At 62.1% G+C, this 17417-nt stretch carries 16 protein-coding genes; 10 read left to right on the forward strand and 6 right to left on the reverse strand.

From position 1 onward, the window contains the following. The first annotated feature begins 66 nt into the window (after positions 1-66). The 8 genes from GA0061102_RS01880 to GA0061102_RS01915 all read left to right on the forward strand — a co-directional run bounded on the left by GA0061102_RS01880 (position 67) and on the right by GA0061102_RS01915 (position 10763). Positions 67-618, forward strand: coding sequence for a hypothetical protein (locus tag GA0061102_RS01880; RefSeq protein ID WP_092843472.1), 552 nt, complete (start codon positions 67-69; stop codon positions 616-618). A gap of 237 nt (positions 619-855) precedes the next feature. Beyond that, complete coding sequence (locus GA0061102_RS01885; protein WP_092843474.1) at positions 856-3783, forward strand: aminotransferase; 2928 nt, start codon at positions 856-858, stop codon at positions 3781-3783. 512 nt (positions 3784-4295) lie between these two features. Beyond that, the gene (locus GA0061102_RS01890; RefSeq protein ID WP_037155432.1) at positions 4296-4490 is read left to right on the forward strand and encodes a hypothetical protein; all 195 of its coding nucleotides are present in this window, start codon (positions 4296-4298) and stop codon (positions 4488-4490) included. A gap of 309 nt (positions 4491-4799) precedes the next feature. Further along, positions 4800-5801 (forward strand): P1 family peptidase, encoded by a 1002-nt coding sequence (locus tag GA0061102_RS01895; protein ID WP_092843476.1) that lies wholly within the window; start codon positions 4800-4802, stop codon positions 5799-5801. Between the two features lie 113 nt (positions 5802-5914). Continuing rightward, the gene (locus GA0061102_RS01900) at positions 5915-7444 is read left to right on the forward strand and encodes an ABC transporter substrate-binding protein (protein ID WP_092843478.1); all 1530 of its coding nucleotides are present in this window, start codon (positions 5915-5917) and stop codon (positions 7442-7444) included. Between the two features lie 87 nt (positions 7445-7531). Beyond that, on the forward strand, positions 7532-8485 hold the full coding sequence (locus GA0061102_RS01905; RefSeq protein WP_092843480.1) for an ABC transporter permease: 954 nt from the start codon (positions 7532-7534) through the stop codon (positions 8483-8485). Beyond that, on the forward strand, positions 8482-9348 hold the full coding sequence (locus GA0061102_RS01910) for an ABC transporter permease (protein ID WP_092843482.1): 867 nt from the start codon (positions 8482-8484) through the stop codon (positions 9346-9348). Before GA0061102_RS01905 ends, GA0061102_RS01910 begins: the two co-directional genes overlap by 4 nt. 23 nt (positions 9349-9371) lie before the next feature. After that, positions 9372-10763, forward strand: coding sequence for an amidase (locus tag GA0061102_RS01915; protein WP_092843484.1), 1392 nt, complete (start codon positions 9372-9374; stop codon positions 10761-10763). 22 nt (positions 10764-10785) lie between these two features. Here the strand turns inward: GA0061102_RS01915 and GA0061102_RS01920 are convergent, their stop codons facing one another. Next, positions 10786-11265, reverse strand: a complete 480-nt coding sequence (locus GA0061102_RS01920) for an Lrp/AsnC family transcriptional regulator (protein ID WP_092843486.1) — start codon at positions 11263-11265, stop codon at positions 10786-10788. 124 nt (positions 11266-11389) lie between these two features. Here GA0061102_RS01920 and GA0061102_RS01925 point away from each other — a divergent pair, with 124 nt between their 5' ends. Continuing rightward, positions 11390-12352 (forward strand): DMT family transporter, encoded by a 963-nt coding sequence (locus GA0061102_RS01925; RefSeq protein WP_092843488.1) that lies wholly within the window; start codon positions 11390-11392, stop codon positions 12350-12352. Positions 12353-12393: 41 nt separating this feature from the next. Here the strand turns inward: GA0061102_RS01925 and GA0061102_RS01930 are convergent, their stop codons facing one another. The 4 genes from GA0061102_RS01930 to GA0061102_RS01945 form a co-directional block, all read right to left on the reverse strand. Further along, positions 12394-12633, reverse strand: a complete 240-nt coding sequence (locus GA0061102_RS01930; protein ID WP_092843489.1) for a hypothetical protein — start codon at positions 12631-12633, stop codon at positions 12394-12396. A 76-nt stretch (positions 12634-12709) separates the two neighbouring features. Then, positions 12710-13561 carry a C40 family peptidase gene (locus GA0061102_RS01935; RefSeq protein ID WP_092843492.1) on the reverse strand — a complete coding sequence of 284 codons (852 nt, stop codon included), beginning with the start codon at positions 13559-13561 and terminating at the stop codon, positions 12710-12712. Positions 13562-13576: 15 nt separating this feature from the next. After that, positions 13577-13921: a MarR family transcriptional regulator gene (locus tag GA0061102_RS01940; RefSeq protein WP_047634989.1), complete on the reverse strand. Its 345-nt coding sequence runs from the start codon at positions 13919-13921 to the stop codon at positions 13577-13579. A 305-nt stretch (positions 13922-14226) separates the two neighbouring features. Next, positions 14227-15618: a leucyl aminopeptidase family protein gene (locus tag GA0061102_RS01945; RefSeq protein ID WP_092843494.1), complete on the reverse strand. Its 1392-nt coding sequence runs from the start codon at positions 15616-15618 to the stop codon at positions 14227-14229. Between the two features lie 147 nt (positions 15619-15765). On the opposite strand from GA0061102_RS01945, the gene GA0061102_RS01950 reads away from it, so the two are divergent. Further along, positions 15766-16596 (forward strand): tetratricopeptide repeat protein, encoded by an 831-nt coding sequence (locus GA0061102_RS01950; RefSeq protein ID WP_092843496.1) that lies wholly within the window; start codon positions 15766-15768, stop codon positions 16594-16596. Between the two features lie 47 nt (positions 16597-16643). Here GA0061102_RS01950 and GA0061102_RS01955 read toward each other — a convergent pair whose 3' ends face one another. Beyond that, on the reverse strand, positions 16644-17288 hold the full coding sequence (locus GA0061102_RS01955) for a LysE family translocator (RefSeq protein WP_092843498.1): 645 nt from the start codon (positions 17286-17288) through the stop codon (positions 16644-16646). Positions 17289-17417: the final 129 nt, after the last annotated feature.

Genomic DNA, 17417 nt, shown 5'->3' on the forward strand with positions numbered 1-17417 from the left:
TCCTTTTCGTTCCGAAGCCCGATTTGATATTGCTGATATCGAATCGGGCCGAGGCAAGGAAAAGACATGTCATTCTATCGCGATGGGACGCTGCTGCTCACGGCGTTTCTTCTGGGCGCCCCTGCGGTGCACGCCGCCACTGCGGAACAGGATCCCACGAAGATCGATTTTGCCAAGCTGATCGAATGTGCGACCTACGACGTGCCGAGCTACAACGATTTCGCCATGTGGCTGACCGGACCGGAGAGTGCAGCCGCCATGAAGCTATTCGGCATCAGCGAGCTGCCATCAGACAATCCTCTTCTGAGAGAATTTCAGCTGGCGGCCCCGGTAAGCGTCTTCGGGCGGCAGACGAGCAGGGTCGCCTTTGCCTCCTCCGGACCCTTGGCCGTGCTCGACGAGCCTGATCCGCACCCGCTTGCCAAGACACTCGGCGTGACGGCGGCAGTCGACCAGCCGAACAAGTTCCTCGGTGCGAAGGAAATCATGTCGAACCGGGAGCAGCTCGAAAATTCCGATACCGTGCTCCATACGGTCATCTCCCTCAACGTCTCGACAGACGACAGCCACCCCGGCAAGACGCTAGCCGGTTGCAGCTATTCGATCGAGGTCGAATAGTTGGGAACGGGATGGTGAAAAGGCAGTTCGGTCTTCGCCGAAAATCCCGTTCTCATCCTCTGGTTTAGAGCGGGATTCGGATTTCAGGTCCGCCGGATGTAGAATCAGCCCGATCTAGCCGGGCGTGATCTGCGGCCTATCTTCTCCCAATTGCTCGACCGCTCTATCTGTTTTGGGTAATTTTCTTTAGAGTGGAATGGTTTAGTGTCGACACAAGTGAACCATCCGGGGGATGCCATGGCCGACGCCGCGCTCGTAAATCGTATGCAATTGCCGAGACCCGACATTACGCCGGAAGACGCGGCAGAAATTTTGCAGACGCATTACGGCCTAAGCGGGACATTGACCGAGCTCGGCAGCCAACAGGACCGCAACTATCGCATCGATGCCGGCGACAACGCCTATGTGCTGAAGATCTGCCGGGCGGAGTATGAGCTGATCGAGCTTGAGGCGCAGAACGCCGCCATTCGCCATCTGCATGCAAAGCCGGATGCGCCGCGCATACCCGAGGTGGTGCCATCCCTGAACGGCCGCGACATTCTCACCATCACCATCCGCGAACAGGACTATCTGATCCGGCTGCTCGGCTTTCTCCCCGGCCGTACGCTGACTCAGCGCAAACATTTGCCGCCGGCTGCGGCCGCCGGACTTGGCGCGCTTTCCGCCAAGCTCGCCCGCGACCTTGCCGATTTCGACCATCCCGGCCTGCATAGGAACCTGCAGTGGGACCTGCGTAGAGCCGGGCCGGTCGCCGTGCAGCTACTATCGACCATAACGGACCATGAGGCGCGCGACCGCATCGCCAAGGCGATGGTGGCCGCCGTCAAGCGCATCCAGCCGCTCGCAAGCGGCTTGCGCGTTCAGCCGGTGCACCACGACGTTACCGACGACAACGTCGTCAGCCATCCAGATGCGCACGGGCAGCAGGTGCCTGACGGCGTGATCGATTTCGGCGATATTATCCAGGGCTGGCTGGTGGGCGATCTCGCCGTCACCTGCGCATCGCTGCTGCATCATGCGGATGGCAACCCCTTCTATATCCTTCCGGCGATCAAGGCCTATCATGCCGTCTATCCGCTGGAAGAGACCGAAGCCAAGGCATTGTGGCCGTTGATCGTCGCGCGTGCCGTCATCCTGGCCGCAAGCAGCGAGCAACAGCTCGCCATCGACCCCGATAACGAATATGTGCGCGGCAATCTCGATTTCGAGCGGCAGATCTTCGATGTCGCCACCGGCGCGCAGCCGGATGTGATGGAAGCGGCAATTCTGCGGACGATCGGCTCCGATGTCGCCCCGATTGCGACGGACGGCTGGTCAGCGCTTCTGCCCGATATCGATCAGCAGCAGATCGCCGCCATCGATCTTTCCGTAACCGGACGCGATTTTGTCGATGCCAACTGGCAGAAGCCCGACATGGATTGGCGGCTGCTCGCGCAGGCGGCCATCGCTTCCGGCGCGGCGGCGACCCGTTACGGTGAATTCCGCCTGTCTCTCGCCACGCCGCTCAGTATGGCAGCGCCGCAGAATTTCGCCCTGCATAACGACGTGTGCCTGCCGTCCGGCTCGACGGTTACCGCACCTTTCCCAGGTCTCCTGCAGCGGCAAGGGCAACATTTCGTCCTTGTCGGCGAAGAAGTCAGCCTGCATCTCGATGGCCTCGAGAGCGCGCTCGAAGATGGCGCAGCGATAGAACAGGGCGCGACGATCGGGACCATCGGCAGCGAAGGATCGGCGATCGGCGGGCTGCGCATCCAGCTCTGCCGCGTGCCAGGCCTCGTGCCGCCGCTCTTTGCGGCAGCGGACCAGGCGGACGGATGGTCAGCCATCTGCCCCTCCCCCGTCGCACTTCTCAACGCCGCCTGCGAAGCGCCGCGACCGGATGCTTCCGCGCTGCTTTCCCTGCGCAACGCGCACTTCGCCAAGCCGCAGAAACACTATTACGAGACCCCGCCGCAGATCGAGCGCGGATGGCGCGAATTCCTGTTCGATATGCACGGCCGGTGCTATCTCGACATGGTCAACAACGTCACTACGCTCGGCCACGCCCATCCGCGGCTGACGGCTGCCGTTGCGCAGCAATTGTCGCTGCTCAATACCAACTCCCGCTTCCACTATTCGGCCGTCGCGGAGTTTTCGGAACGGCTGGCGATGCTGGCGCCGGAGGGGCTCGACAGCGTCTTCCTCGTCAATAGCGGCTCCGAGGCCAATGATCTCACCATCCGCCTTGCTTGGGCGCATACGGGCAAGAAGAATATGCTCTGCCTGCTGGAGGCCTATCATGGCTGGACGGTCGCGAGCGATGCGGTCTCCACCTCGATTGCGGACAACCCGCAGGCACTGACGACGCGTCCCGACTGGGTCCACCCGGTCACTTCGCCCAATACCTATCGCGGCCCGTTCCGAGGCCCCGATTCGGCATCAGACTACCTTGTCGACCTCACCAATAAGTTGCAGGCGATCGATGAGAAGGGCGACGGCGTCGCCGGCTTCATCGCCGAGCCCGTCTACGGCAATGCCGGCGGTATGGCCCTTCCCCATGGCTATCTTGCCGGCGCATATGATGCCGTACGGCAGCGCGGCGGCCTCTGCATCGCCGATGAGGTGCAGGTGGGCTATGGCCGCCTCGGCGAACACTTCTGGGGCTTCGAAAGTCAGGGCGTGGTGCCCGACATCATCACCATTGCCAAGGGCATGGGCAACGGCCATCCGCTGGGTGCAGTCATCACCCGCCGCGAAATCGCCGAATCGCTGGAACGGGAAGGCTATTTCTTCTCTTCCGCCGGCGGCAGCCCGGTCAGCTGCGTGGTCGGGCTTACGGTTCTCGACATCCTCAGGGACGAGAATCTGCAGGAAAACGCCAGCGTCGTCGGCGATCGTCTGAAGGCGGGGCTGATCGAGCTGATGGATCGCTTCCCGCTGATCGGCGCCGTGCACGGCACAGGGCTTTATCTCGGTGTGGAATTCGTCCGAGGCCGGGAGGCGCTGACGCCAGCCACCGAGGAGACAGCAACGATCTGCGAGCGGCTGCTCGATCTCGGGGTCATCATGCAGCCGACCGGCGATCACCTGAACGTGCTGAAGATCAAGCCGCCGCTGTGTCTGGCGCCGGAGAGCGCCGATTTCTTCGTAAAGGCCCTGGAAAAGGCGCTTCAGGACGGATTTTGATGCCGTCTTTGCGCCGTTAACCATTGAGGTGATTTGGCGGCGAGCGAATTTAAATGCCGTTGGGGCATTGTCGAATCTCCCGCCAGTTCCTATCTGTCTGTCGGTGGTCGGCAAGCCGTCCCGACACGGGTAGCAGTGTGAAGGCATTTAACACAACCTTCCTCACTATTCGCCAGGTGCGGAATTTTATTTTCCTGATCGCCGATTTTTTGACATCTTTCGGAATATGGTTCTGAAGATGAAATTGCTATTATCTACTAATAGAGTAGATAATAGTGCACCGGATCGCCGCGCTCCGTTGTCGGAGCCCTTAGCAAGTACAACGCCAATTGAGGGAGTGACATGCTGAATATTAAAGTCATCGCTTCGATCCTTGGGCGGTCCGTGCTTGGCAATGACCGCTCGGGCACGCTCTCCCGCCCGCGCTGTCGAATGTGACGTTCGTCCTCTTACCGGATTCAAACAGTCAATTCGCCATGTCTGCGCCTTGAGCGCGCAGAGGGAGTCTATGTATGAAGAAGCAAGTTATCGAATACGCCGGCGTTCCCGTCGGCATCGTCGTTCCTGATCAGGATCGGCTCAAGTTCATTGCTGTGAAGTACCATGTCCATGATCTGGACGAGCAGCATTTCAGAAACGCGGACGAAGTGAAGCTTGCGATCCGCGACCTTCTTTCCCGCCAGCCGGCGCAGCCGATCCATGTTTGATGGATCGGCTCGCCTTTACTCTTGGCATCACAAAATCATCCGCCCTCGCCCTTCGACAAGCTTAGGGTGAGGGCTATTTTTTTCACTCCGATTGGCGAATCGAATCCCGCCTCGGCTTTTGAAATCAAACTTTATTGCATGCGAGCGAGAGCTATTCCGCCCTCATGATGAGGTGCGAAAGCACAAAGGGCTGTAGCCTCGAACCGCGAGGGTCGGCCTCAACGCCCACAAACCCATCTTGTCTTTTCACCCTCTTTACGGTCCTATCGCCATGACGACCTTGCGTTGCGAACGGCGAAGGATTTTTTGTTGCCTGATCATCTCAATCTCCTGACCGATATCGAAGGCGTCGCCGTCGGACATTCTACCGATCTTGCGCTTGGCTCCGGTGTCACTGCCATCATCTTCGATGAGCCGGCCGTCGCATCCGGCACAGTTCTTGGCGGCGCGCCGGGCGGTCGGGATACGGCGCTGCTGGAGCCGGCAATGACGGTCGGCGTGGTGGATGGCTTCGTTCTCTCCGGCGGCTCGGCCTTCGGGCTCGATGCCGCAGGCGGAGTGCAGGCGGGCTTGAGGGAGATCGGCCGCGGCTTGCAGGTCGGCGATGTACGAGTGCCGATCGTGCCGCAGGCGATCCTTTTCGATCTCATCAACGGCGGCAACAAGGATTGGGGGCTGCACTCGCCCTATCGCGACCTCGGCTATGCCGCCTTCAAGGCGGCAGGCAAAGGGCCGTTCGCACTCGGCACGGTCGGCGCCGGCACCGGCGCCACGACGGCAACGGTCAAGGGCGGGCTAGGTTCGGCCAGTGCCGTCAGCAGCAGGGGATACAAGATCGCTGCCATCGTCGCCGTCAATGCGCTAGGCTCGGCCACCATCGGCGACGGCCCGCATTTCTGGGCGGCTCCTTTCGAGGAAAATGGCGAATTCGGCAGCCTCGGCATGCCTGAGATCATCGATTCGCGTCTGCGGCTGAAGGGCACCAACATCACCGCCACGACCATCGGTGCCATAGTTACCGATGCTCAGCTGACCAAAGCCGAAGCGCATCGCCTGTCGATCTCAGCGCATGACGGCTTTGCCCGCGCCCTGCTGCCGACGCACCTGCCGCTCGACGGCGACACCGTGTTTGCCGCATCCACCGGCAAGCACGCTCGCGACGACATGCCGAGCTTCATGGAACTCTGCCACCTCGCCGCCATCGTCATGGCGCGCGCAATTGCCCGCGGCGTCTACGAGGCGACGGCACTGCCGGTCGAGGGCGGACAACCCGCCTGGCGAGACAGCTTCACCGGACCGCGGAACATCTGACCGCACATGCACAAACTTTTGGAATTGTGTGCGCACCTGCGAGATGACACTATCTTGAAAAGACCGCATGCCGGTGGGAAGCCGGCTTTGCGGACAAAAGCAAGGGAACTGAGATGACCAAGTTTTCACGCCAGAGCCTTGGCGACATCGCGCGCAGGCTTGTCTGTGGCGCGGCGCTTTCCGCCGGCCTGCTAATGATGGGCCTGACGCCCGCCGAGGCCGCGAAGACGACGCTCAATCTCGGCATGAGTGTCGAGCCGACGGGCCTCGATCCGACGATCGCCGCCCCTGTCGCGATCGGTCAGGTCACCTGGCAGAATATTTTCGAGGGACTGGTTGCCATCGACGAAAGCGGCAAGATCGTGCCGCAGCTCGCAAAGAGCTGGGAGATATCCCCGGATGGCCTAACCTATACGTTCAAGCTGCAAACCGGCGTCAAATTCCATGATGGCGAGGCCTTCGATTCGTCAGCGGCGAAATTCGCGCTCGATCGCGCCCGCGGCAAGGATTCCGTCAATCCGCAGAAGCGCTTTTTCGCGACCATCGCCTCGATCGACACGCCGGACCCGGAAACGCTGGTCCTCCATCTCTCCTCGCCGACCGGCAGCCTGCTCTATTGGCTCGGCTGGCCCTCCTCGGTCGTGGTTGGCCCGAAATCCTCCGCCAACGACAAGACGGCCCCCGTCGGCACCGGCCCGTTCAAATTCTCCGCCTGGGCCAAGGGCGACCATGTCGACCTCGTGAAGAACCCGGACTACTGGAACAAGTCGGTCGACGTGAAGCTCGAAAAAGTGACCTTCCGCTTCATTTCCGATCCGCAGGCGGAGGCCGCTGCGCTGAAGGCCGGCGACGTCGATGCCTTTCCGGAATTCGCAGCCCCCGAGCTCGTAAATTCCTTCGAGGGCAACTCCAGGCTCACGACCAAGATCGGCAATACCGAGCTGAAGGTCGTGGCCGGCATGAACAACACGCGCAAGCCCTTCGACGACAAGCGCGTGCGCCAGGCCCTGATGATGGCGCTCGACCGCAAGACGATCATCGAAGGTGCCTGGTCCGGCTTCGGCACGGCGATCGGCAGCCACTACACGCCGAACGACCCCGGCTACAAGGACCTGACCGGCACGCTGCCCTATGATACCGCTAAGGCCAAGGCACTACTCTCGGAAGCCGGCTATCCAAATGGTTTCACCTTTACCATCAAGACGCCGCAGATGGCCTATGCGCCGCGCAGCGCCCAGGTGATGCAGGCGATGTTTGCCGATATCGGCGTGACGATGAATATCGAGCCGACGGAATTCCCGGCGAAATGGGTGCAGGATGTCTTCAGCGGCCGCAACTACGATATGACCATCGTCGCCCATGCCGAGCCGCTGGACATCGATATTTATTCGCGCGACCCCTATTACTTCAATTACAAGAACCCGGCCTTCGACGAGCTGATGAAGAAGATCCAGCTCACCGCCGATGTAGCCGAACAGAACAAGCTCTACGGAGAGGCGCAGACCATTCTTGCCGAGGACGTGCCGGCCCTCTATCTCTTCGTTATGCCGAAGCTCGGCATCTGGGATAAGAAATTGAGGGGCCTTTGGGAGAACGAGCCCATTCCCTCGAACGTGCTGACCAAGGTATCCTGGGACGATTGATCGCTTCTGCGCGACGATGCCGACGGGCGGATCGCGCCGCCCGTCGTCGAGGTTCACGACGCCGGCACGATCGGCCATGGACATGCTATGATCGCACTGCTTACCCGTCGCATCTTCGGACTCGTCCTGACGCTGATCGCCGTCTCGCTGCTGATCTTTGCCGTCACGGCGCTGCTGCCGGGCGATCCGGCCGCTATCACGCTCGGCACCTCGGCAACACCGGAGACGCTTGCAGCGCTCAGGCATGAGATAGGCCTCGATCAGCCGTTGATCGTCCGCTACGGGCAATGGCTTGCTGGCGCGCTGACGGGTGATCTCGGCAGGTCCTACACTTACGGGGTTCCGGTCGTCGGCCTCATCTCCGAGCGGCTCGCCGTCACACTGCCGCTTGCGGCCCTTGCCATCCTGCTATCCGTCCTTATCGCCGTGCCGCTCGGCGTGGCTGCGGCCGCCAAGCGCGGCGGCTTCTTCGATATCCTCGCCACACTGTTTTCGCAGATGGGTATCGCCGTGCCGGGCTTCTGGGTTGGCCTGCTGCTGGTGCTGGTGTTTGCCACTTCGCTCGGCTGGATGCCGGCTGGCGGCTTTCCCGGCTGGAGCAACGGAGTGTGGCCGGCCTTGAAATCGCTGGTGCTGGCGGCTATCGCGCTGGCGCTGCCACAAGCGGCGGTGTTGACCCGGGTCACCCGCTCGGCCGTGCTCGACACGCTGCACGAGGATTTTGCCCGCACGGCGGTCGCCAAAGGCCTGTCGCGCAGCCGCGTGCTCTGGGGACATGTGGTGCCGAACGCGCTGGTGCCGATACTGACCATCCTCGGGCTGCAGTTCACCTTTCTGGTCGCCGGCGCCGTGCTGATCGAAAACGTCTTCACGCTGCCCGGCCTTGGCCGCCTCGCCTATCAGGCACTCAGCCAGCGCGACGTCATCGTGCTTCAAGATGTCGTGCTGTTCTTTGCCGGCCTGGTGATCGTCGTCAACTTCCTGGTGGATCTCTCCTATTTGGCCATCGATCCGCGACTGCGGGCCGGAGGCGCACGATGACGACCGCCGAAGCAAGAGCTGCCGCCCAGCCCTCCCGCCGCCGTTTTCGGGCGCTACGACGGATGAACCTCGTTGTCGGCGCCTTGATCATCCTCGCCCTCGTCTGCGTCGCCATCGTCTCGCTATTCTGGACGCCGGTGCCGCCCGCAAAAATGCAGATCATCCACAAGCTGCAGCCGCCCTTCGGCTTCGGGCTTCTCGGCACCGATCAACTCGGCCGCGACGTTTTGTCGATGCTGATGGCCGGCTGCTGGAATTCGCTGTCGATCTCCGTGTCGGCCGTCGCGATCGGCGGGACGGTCGGGACAATCATCGGCGTTTCCGCCGCCGCCCAACGCGGCCTGTTCGAGGCACTCGTCATGCGGGCTTGCGACGTGATCTTCGCACTGCCGCCGATCCTTTCGGCCATGATCCTCGGCGCGTTTCTCGGGACCGGGCGCATGACGGCCATTATAGCCATTGCGGTTTTCATGGTGCCGGTGTTCGCCCGTGTCGCACTCGGCTCGGCTCTGCAGGCGTGGAGCCGGGACTATGTGCTGGCGGCACGCGCCATCGGCAATACACAGCTTGCCATCACGCTCCGCCACGTCCTGCCAAACATCATGGGCAGCATCATCGTCCAGGCGACGATCCAGCTCGGTCTTGCGATTCTGACCGAGGCCGGGCTTGCATTCCTGGGCCTCAGCGTGCCACCGCCGGCACCGACCTGGGGCCGCATGCTCGCAGATGCGCAGACCTATTTCCACGTCGCGCCGTGGCTGGCTCTTTCGCCGGGCCTTGCCATCGCGCTCTCCGTGCTCGGCTTCAACCTGCTCGGCGACGGGCTGCGCGATCTCCTTGACCCTCGCGAGGCGACGCGCTGACTAGGACATAAAGAGTATAGACCATGACCGAACAGACCGATCTTTCCATCCGTGAATTAAGGCGCAAATTCACTAAGAAGTGCCTGTCTCCCAGCGAATACTGGCTGGCGCTCGAACAGCATATAGAGGCATGGGAGCCGACGATATCGGCGCTTTATGCCTATGATCCCGAGGATGCCCGCAGGCAGGCGGCCGCCTCCACGGAGCGTTGGGCAAAGGGCGAGCCGCTCGGGGCTCTGGATGGCATTCCGGTGACGCTGAAGGAACTGATCGCCACCAAGGGGCAGGCGGTGCCGCTTGGCACGGCGGCTGTCGAGCTTGTTCCCGCCGCTGAGGACGCGCCGATCGCCGCACGCCTGCGCGAGGATGGGGCGGTGATTTTCGCCAAGACCACCTGCCCTGACTACGGCATGCTCTCCTCCGGCCTTTCCAGCTTTCACAAGCTCAGCCGCAATCCTTGGGACCCGAGCCAGAATCCGGGCGGCTCCAGCGCGGGTGCATCGGCTGCGGCCGCAGCCGGCTATGGACCGCTGCATATCGGCACCGACATCGGCGGCTCGGTGCGCCTGCCGGCAGGCTGGACGGGTATTTTTGGCTTCAAGCCGAGCCATGGCCGCATTCCGGTCGATCCCTATTATGTCGGGCGCTGTGCCGGGCCGATGACCCGCACGGTCGAGGACGCCGCCTTCTCGATGGCGACGCTCTCGCGCCCCGACTGGCGCGATGGCACCAGCCTGCCGCCGAACGAAATCGACTGGATGGATCTCGGCATCGACGTCAGCGGCATGAAGATCGGTCTGATGCTCGATGCAGGCTGCGGCTTGCCCGTCGATGACGAGGTGCGCGATGCAGTCGTTGCCGCCGCCAAGCGCTTCGAGGAGGCAGGCGCCATCATCATCGATGTCGCGCCGGTGCTGACCCGACAGATGCTGGATGGCCTCGATGTCTTCTGGCGTGCGCGCTTCTGGGGCGACATCATGGGACTGAGCGAGGAACGCCGCAACTCGATCCTGCCCTATATCCATAGCTGGGCGAAAGGCGGCGCCGACATCAGCGGCGTCGATGCGGTTCGCGGCTTCAACCAGACGATCGAAATGCGCAAGAGCTGCGGAAAACTCTTCGCAGCGGTGGACGCCGTGCTTTCGCCGACCAATCCGATCGTCTCCTATCCCGCGGAATGGGCTTCTCCCACCAACGATCCCGCCCGGCCTTTCGAGCATATCGGCTTCACGGTTCCGTGGAACATGTCCGAGCAGCCGGCCTCGTCCATCAATTGCGGCTTTTCCCGTTCCGGCATGCCGATCGGCCTGCAGATCGTCGGCCCGCGCTTCGGCGACATGCTGGTGCTTCAGCTTTCCAAGGCCTTCGAGGACTGGAGCGGCGGCGTGACGAACTGGCCAAAGCGCCCGGCATAAGCAAGGCACCCCGGAAAGCCGGCTAATCCCGCGTGAGTGGCAAGGAAAGACCGATCTTCACGCGGTCCATGGCAACGAGCGATTTGAACTTCGTCACGTTCGGATTGTCGTGGAAGAGGCGGCGGGTGAGCGCCTGGTATTCGGACATGCTGGCCACCACGATGACGAGAACGAAATCCGCCTCGCCGGTCACCTGATAGCATTGCTGAACTTCGGGCGCCTCGAGGAAGCTGCGCTTTATTGCATTGATAAGCTCATAGCGCTCGTCGGCGACCTGCACTTCGACGATGATGGTGATCGGCAAGGCCACCGCCGCGGGATCGACGACCGCAATATTCGCCTGGATGACGCCGCTTGACTGCATCCGCTTAATGCGCCGCTGCACGGCCGGCGCCGACAGATGGACCAGGTCGCCTATCTGGCGCTGTGGAACGGTGCTGTCCTTTTGGAGGATTTCGAGAATCGCCAGGTCGAATTCATCGAGATCGGCAGATTTGCGCATTTCAAAACATCCTTACCGCAAAGAGGAAACAAAATTGCATGGAAGCTGGCAAAATGGAGCCAAATACTCGTTCCCTGTGTACTAGGTTTGCGCCACACATCACCTGATTTGCAAAGGCAAAAGAATGTCACGGCCCGATATCGACTACGATACGCTTTCTCCAGACCTCGGCGAAAGGGCGGGTGCAAATAGTCCTGCCGCCGGCAAGGCCGGCTCCGACGATTCAAAGGGGTTTCTTTTCGGGCTGGTGGCGATGGTGTTGGCGGCGCTGGCGATGAGCATCTCGCCCAGTCTCGTGCGCCTCGCCGATGTCGGTCCCTATGCCAGCGCATTCTGGCGTGTCTTCCTTGCCCTGCCGATCCTTTGGGTGTGGATGCGCCATGCCGAGGCGGCAGAGCCCGCCGCACCTCGCGCCAGTTTCACTATGGCCACTATGCTTGCCGGGATCGCCTTCACCGGAGACCTGTTTTTCTGGCATATCTCCATCCTGCGGACCACCATCGCCAACGCGACCTTCTTCGCGACCATGGCGCCGCTATGGGTCGTCATCTTCGGCTGGCTGCTCTTGCGGCAGAGGGTCAGTCGCGCAACGCTCGTCGGGCTTCTCGTCTGCCTGACGGGCGGTACGGCGCTGGTGGTGCAGAGCCTTGCGTTCAATCCGAGCCGCGCCGTCGGCGATGGCCTCGCAGTTGTCACCGGCGCCTTCTTCGGCCTCTATTTCCTGGCTGTCGGCGCGGCGCGCGGCGGGACGAACGCTGCGCGCGTCACCTTCGAGCTCAGCGTCATTACATCGGTGCTTCTGTTCCTCGTCGCCATCTTCTTCGAGCCGCGCATATTGCCGCAATCGGCCTCCGGATGGGGCGTCCTGCTGGCGCTCGGCCTTATCAGCCATGCCGGCGGCCAGGGACTGGTCTCCGTGGCGCTGGGGAGGCTGCCAACGGTCTTCTCGTCACTCGTCATTTTCCTGGAAACGATCGCAGCGGCCCTTTTCGCCTGGATCCTGTTTGGCGAAAACGTCACGCTGATACAGGCGCTGGGCGGCGTCATCATCATCGCCGGCATCTGGATTTCCCGGCCGCGTAGCTAATAGAGGTGCCCGCGCCAAGAAGGAGCCGGCGCCGGGTCGCCTCAAAGCGTGGCGGCGCCCTTCTGTTCGGTGTCGGCATGCAGGTCGTGCAGCGCTTTTTCGATAACGCGCAGATCGTCCTGAAGGCCGTCATCGGCGCTCATAGAGCTCTCGCTGCCGGCACGCTGGATGCCCCGAGCTTCGCTCTGCAGCTCGCGCAGCCGATCTATCTTGCCGCTCTTGCGCAAGTGGCCGTCGTGCAGAATATCCCGAACCGTCTTTTCCATAGCGGTGACGGGCATGTCTCTTCCTCCTCTCGATAAAACATATCGATCAGAGGGGACAGCGAACGAGCGGAAAGACTGTTCCGAGCGAGGATCAGCCGACCAAGCGGCGATAGCCGGTCGGGTACTCGTAGAGCCAGCCGATGCGCTCGACGGCGGCGGCGAAATTCTCGCGTGTCACGGTCATCGTGTGGCCATTGGCATGAACGATGGTCTCCGCGTCCTCCATGATCGCGACATGGCCCTTCCAGAAGACGAAATCGCCGCGCTTCAGCTCCTCGCGAGCAATCGGCTCGCCGAGGCCGGCGGCCTGCATATCGGTATCGCGAGGAGCGGCGCGTCCGGTCATCGACAGCGCCAGTTGCACCAGCCCAGAGCAATCGATGCCGAGACCAGAGCGGCCACCCCAGAGGTAGGGCGTCTCGAGAAAGCGCAGGGCGACGTCGACGTAATCGCCGCCATCATCAAAGCCGATCGGCTGCACATGCTTGGCAAAGATGGCAGTGCCATCCTCGAGGACGGCATAGTGGTTGCCCCGCGCCTCGGCGGTCCCGGTGACGCGCACGCGGCTACCCATCGAAAGCACCGTAACATGCGGCTTGCGCAATTCCGGCTCGGGATAGACGAAGGTGCGCTGCGGGACGACGATATGCGTCGCCGCCGCCCCTTCCCTGACCGCGGTTTCAGGGAGATAGCCGACGTAGCCGTCCGCGATCGCCTTGACCCAGCACCAGCCGTTGCTGCGCTCAAAAACGATTACCTCTTCGCCCATCAGCAATTCGGTATCGATGCCGGCGGCGAGATCCGGCTTCGACCGAAGGGCTACGACAGGCACGGAAACCTGAGCCTTGCTGCCTTCGACGAAGCGTTCGGCCTCGACCTTGCCTCTGAGGGAAGTTTCGGCGAGGTCAGGTCTGAAAGCATTGAGACGACGGTCGAGCGTCATGAAGCAATTCCCGAATTACAGTTTGCGGCCGTGCTCGATGACGAGATCGCCGAGTTTTTCCAGATAAAGCGCGCCGGTGACGGTGCGCTTGATGATGACATTGCGGCGATCCCGGTCGTCGCGCACGCGGTCGACCAACCCCATCTCACCCATGGTGTCAAGCGCCCTGGTGATGACCGGCTTGGTGACGCCGAGCGTCGCGGCAAGGCCGCGCACGGTGTGCGGCGGAGGCACGAGATAGATCTGCAGCAGGATCGCTGTCTGCCGCAAAGTCAAATCATGATCTTCGCGGCGCACCTGAGCGAGCGTTACGCCATGCCAGAGGCCAAGAGCCTGCGAGGCGGAGAGATCTAGCGGCACGGACAACCCCGAAAATCGTTACGCTACCGTTCCAGTTTCGACCAAGATCGTGGCGGATTCAAGGGGAATTCATCGACCCCTTCTCCCCGCGATGCGGGGAGAAGGTGGGACCGAGACATTGAGCGGAGCGAAAGGTAGAGGGCCCGGATGAGCGGCTTTCTCTCGACTGCCGACGCGAAAAGGATGGCCATCCTCTCGATCCGGTTATCGCCGCTGGTCAGGTCAGCCCGACTTTGTCGCGCTTATGTGCCTGGCTCCCCACCCTAACCCTCTCCCCGCAATGCGGGGAGAGGGGTACTTTGTCCTTACCGTACGCTTTGCCTGATGTGGTGATACAGCGCGCGGATCGCCTGCGCCTCGCCGCCGCCGGGCGAATGCGGACGTTCGCTCGGCGCCCATCCGAAGATATCGAAATGCGCCCAGCTCGGCGTCTTCGTGACGAAGCGCTTGAGGAACAGCGCCGCGGTGATCGAGCCGGCCATGCCGCCGGCCGGCGCATTGGTAATATCGGCGAATTTGGTACGGATATCCTTGTCGTAGCCCATATAGAGCGGCATGCGCCACAGCGGGTCGTCGGTCTCCAGGCTCGCTTCGGTCAGATCGCTGGCGAGCTCGCTATCGTCCGTGAAGAACGGCGGCAAATCGGGGCCGAGCGCGACGCGAGCGGCTCCCGTCAACGTCGCCATGTCGATCATCAGGTCCGGCGCATCTTCATCGGCATAGGCCAGCGCATCGGCGAGGATCAGCCGGCCCTCGGCATCGGTATTGTCGATCTGCACGGTCAGGCCCTTGCGGCTCCTGTAGATGTCCCCCGGGCGAAACGCATTGGCCGAAATCGAGTTTTCGACAACCGGAATGATGACGCGAAGGTCGACCTTGAGCTTGGCGTCCATGATCATCAGCGCCAGGCCCATGACATTGGCAGCTCCACCCATGTCCTTCTTCATCAAGAGCATCGAGGATGCCGGCTTGATGTCGAGACCGCCGGTGTCGAAGCACACGCCCTTGCCGACCAGCGTGATGCGGCGATGGCCCTTCTTGCCCCAGCGCATCTCCAGCAAGCGCGGCGCATCGGCACTGGCGCGTCCCACAGTGTGCACGAGCGGGAAGTTCTCCTTCAGGAGATCGTCGCCGATGATGACGGACATTTCCGCCTTGTAGTGTTGAGCAAGCGCCCGAAAGGCGGCTTCCAGCTGCTCCGGCCCCATGTCGTTGGTCGGCGTGTTGATGAGATCGCGGGCAAGAAAGACGCCGGCAAGCTGACGCTTGATATCGGCGGCATCGGCATCGCGCGGGATCATCAACGTCGGTGCTGGCGCCTTTTCGGACTTGTAGCGGTCAAAACGGTAGCTGCCGAGGCCAAAGCCGAGCGCGAGGCGATTGGCTGTCAGCGGCGCCGTCTCGATATGCCAATCGCCCGCCGGCAGGCTGCGTGCGAGCTTGCCCGTGAGGAAAGGCTGCTCGGAGGGATTGGCGCCAAGGCCGAACAGCGCGCCGCCGAGGTGCCCCTCGGCCGTCGGGATCAGAAGCAGGGAGCCGCTTTCCGCCTTGTAGCCTGCCTTGCGGGCCCAATCGAGCGCGATCGGATCGATGGTGCCGGTCTCGATATGCGCCGGCGTGACGGCAAAGATCGGCAGCGTCGAACCACCCTTCGAATTAAAAGGCGTCGCGCGCTCGATGAATTGATAGGGGGCCATGACCATCCTTTGACAATGACTTTGGAGAATCGAGAGTTAACCGTCTGTTAGGGTTAACAGATTATTGCTGGAGCGAACATTGCGCCGAACCTTCCCTGTTCCGATTCTAGGCCTGACGCAAGATTTAAGGATTCAGGGAATAGCGTCATGTCCGCCGGTTCAACCACATCTTTGCTCGGAACCTTCCTTTTTCGAGGCGCTTCGGCCGCACTTTTGGCGCTCGCTCTGGCGAGCTGCTCGACGACGGCAGGCAAGGACAACATCACCACCGGCTCGATCCCCAAGACATCCCGGCCGATGGACACGATGAACAGCGGCGACCTGGCGCAGGCCACCGCTACCTTCGGCAAGGCCTATGACGCCAATCCCAAAGATCGCGACGCCGGCGTCAACTATGCCAATGCGTTGCGCATGAGCGGCCGCAACGATCAGGCGCTCGCCGTCATGCAGCAGGTCGCGATCAACAATCCGAGCGACCGCGGCGTGCTGGCGGCCTATGGCAAGGCACAGGCGGCGGCAGGTCAGCTGGAACAGGCGCTCGCCACGATCGACCGCGCCCAGACCCCCGATCGTCCCGACTGGCGCCTGGTTTCCGCAGAGGGCGCCATTCTCGATCAGCTCGGCCGCTCCACCGATGCGCGTGGCAAATACCGCGACGCGCTGGTGCTGGCGCCCAACGAGCCGACGATCCTTTCCAATCTCGGCATGTCCTATGTGCTGACGGGCGATCTCAAGAATGCGGAAACCTACCTTCGCTCGGCCGCCGCCCAGCCGGCAACCGACAGCCGCGTACGGCAGAATCTGGCGCTCGTCGTCGGCCTGCAGGGCCGGTTTGCCGAAGCAGAGCAGATCGCCCGCCAGGAGCTGACCCCGCAACAGGCAAACGCCAATGTCGCCTATCTGCGCGGCATGCTGGCGCAGCGGAACTCCTGGCAGCGGCTTGCCGCCAGCAGCGACACCAAGAAAGCCGTCCAATAAAAAATTGGCGGTGCCTTCAGTTTAGCTTTGCGTATCGCGCCAAACGCTCAGCGCCAGATATGCCGCGGCAGGCCGTCAGCCACCAGCCGTACGCCGAGCGCGCCGATGACGGCACCGGCTACCCTGTCGATCCATAATTTCGAACCGACATAGAGCGCACGCGGGCGATTGGACGAGAACGCGATGGTGACCACCGTGTACCAGCCCGTCTCGACCAGGAAGACAGCCGGCGGAACCGTGAGCAGCAGCCACGGCGCCGGAGACGCCGGAAGAAGTGCGGCAAAAATACTGCCATAGAAAATGGCCGTCTTCGGATTGCTGAGCTGAGTTCCGAGCGCAAATAAGAAATTACGCCCCATGCCGCCCGCGGCCGGGGTGGCAGCGGCGTCGAGAGGAAGATCAAGCGCCGCGTTGCGCCAAATGCGGATGCCGACATAGATCAGATAGAGCCCGCCGGCGACCTTCAGCGCGAGATACAGCCATTCGACCTTCATCAGCAACGCGCTCAAACCGAAAAGCGCCAATGTCGCGAAGATGACGCTGCCCGTCCCCATACCCAACGCTGCGGCCAGACCCGCCTGGCGGGAGCGCGAGACAGCAATTCTGGAAACGAGGACGAAGCTCGGCCCGGGGCTAACGGCACCGATGAAGACTGCGGCAATGACACTGAAAAACACGGCTATGGATGACATGCGAGGCCTCCCGATCCGGCTGGATATCCGCTTGGTCGCCGAGCCTGGATGCTTCGCGCATTCCGGAAATCATCCGATAGCGTTGCCGGCGACATCGATGGGGAGCTTAATCACCCTCCCGCGCCGCGA

Origin of the sequence: Martinezella miluonensis, from assembly GCF_900094545.1 — a bacterium.
Taxonomy (GTDB): domain Bacteria; phylum Pseudomonadota; class Alphaproteobacteria; order Rhizobiales; family Rhizobiaceae; genus Rhizobium; species Rhizobium miluonense.

Bases quoted from the DNA above. Each gene is read 5' to 3' on its own strand.
- GA0061102_RS01915 (WP_092843484.1), top strand. From the start codon at position 9,372: ATGACCGAACAGACCGATCTTTCCATCCGTGAATTAAGGCGCAAATTC.
- GA0061102_RS01890 (WP_037155432.1), top strand. From the start codon at position 4,296: ATGAAGAAGCAAGTTATCGAATACGCCGGCGTTCCCGTCGGCATCGTC.
- GA0061102_RS01920 (WP_092843486.1), bottom strand. From the start codon at position 11,265: ATGCGCAAATCTGCCGATCTCGATGAATTCGACCTGGCGATTCTCGAA.
- GA0061102_RS01880 (WP_092843472.1), top strand. From the start codon at position 67: ATGTCATTCTATCGCGATGGGACGCTGCTGCTCACGGCGTTTCTTCTG.
- GA0061102_RS01935 (WP_092843492.1), bottom strand. From the start codon at position 13,561: ATGACGCTCGACCGTCGTCTCAATGCTTTCAGACCTGACCTCGCCGAA.
- GA0061102_RS01930 (WP_092843489.1), bottom strand. From the start codon at position 12,633: ATGCCCGTCACCGCTATGGAAAAGACGGTTCGGGATATTCTGCACGAC.
- GA0061102_RS01945 (WP_092843494.1), bottom strand. From the start codon at position 15,618: ATGGCCCCCTATCAATTCATCGAGCGCGCGACGCCTTTTAATTCGAAG.
- GA0061102_RS01885 (WP_092843474.1), top strand. From the start codon at position 856: ATGGCCGACGCCGCGCTCGTAAATCGTATGCAATTGCCGAGACCCGAC.
- GA0061102_RS01955 (WP_092843498.1), bottom strand. From the start codon at position 17,288: ATGTCATCCATAGCCGTGTTTTTCAGTGTCATTGCCGCAGTCTTCATC.
- GA0061102_RS01950 (WP_092843496.1), top strand. From the start codon at position 15,766: ATGTCCGCCGGTTCAACCACATCTTTGCTCGGAACCTTCCTTTTTCGA.
- GA0061102_RS01900 (WP_092843478.1), top strand. From the start codon at position 5,915: ATGACCAAGTTTTCACGCCAGAGCCTTGGCGACATCGCGCGCAGGCTT.
- GA0061102_RS01925 (WP_092843488.1), top strand. From the start codon at position 11,390: ATGTCACGGCCCGATATCGACTACGATACGCTTTCTCCAGACCTCGGC.
- GA0061102_RS01910 (WP_092843482.1), top strand. From the start codon at position 8,482: ATGACGACCGCCGAAGCAAGAGCTGCCGCCCAGCCCTCCCGCCGCCGT.
- GA0061102_RS01905 (WP_092843480.1), top strand. From the start codon at position 7,532: ATGATCGCACTGCTTACCCGTCGCATCTTCGGACTCGTCCTGACGCTG.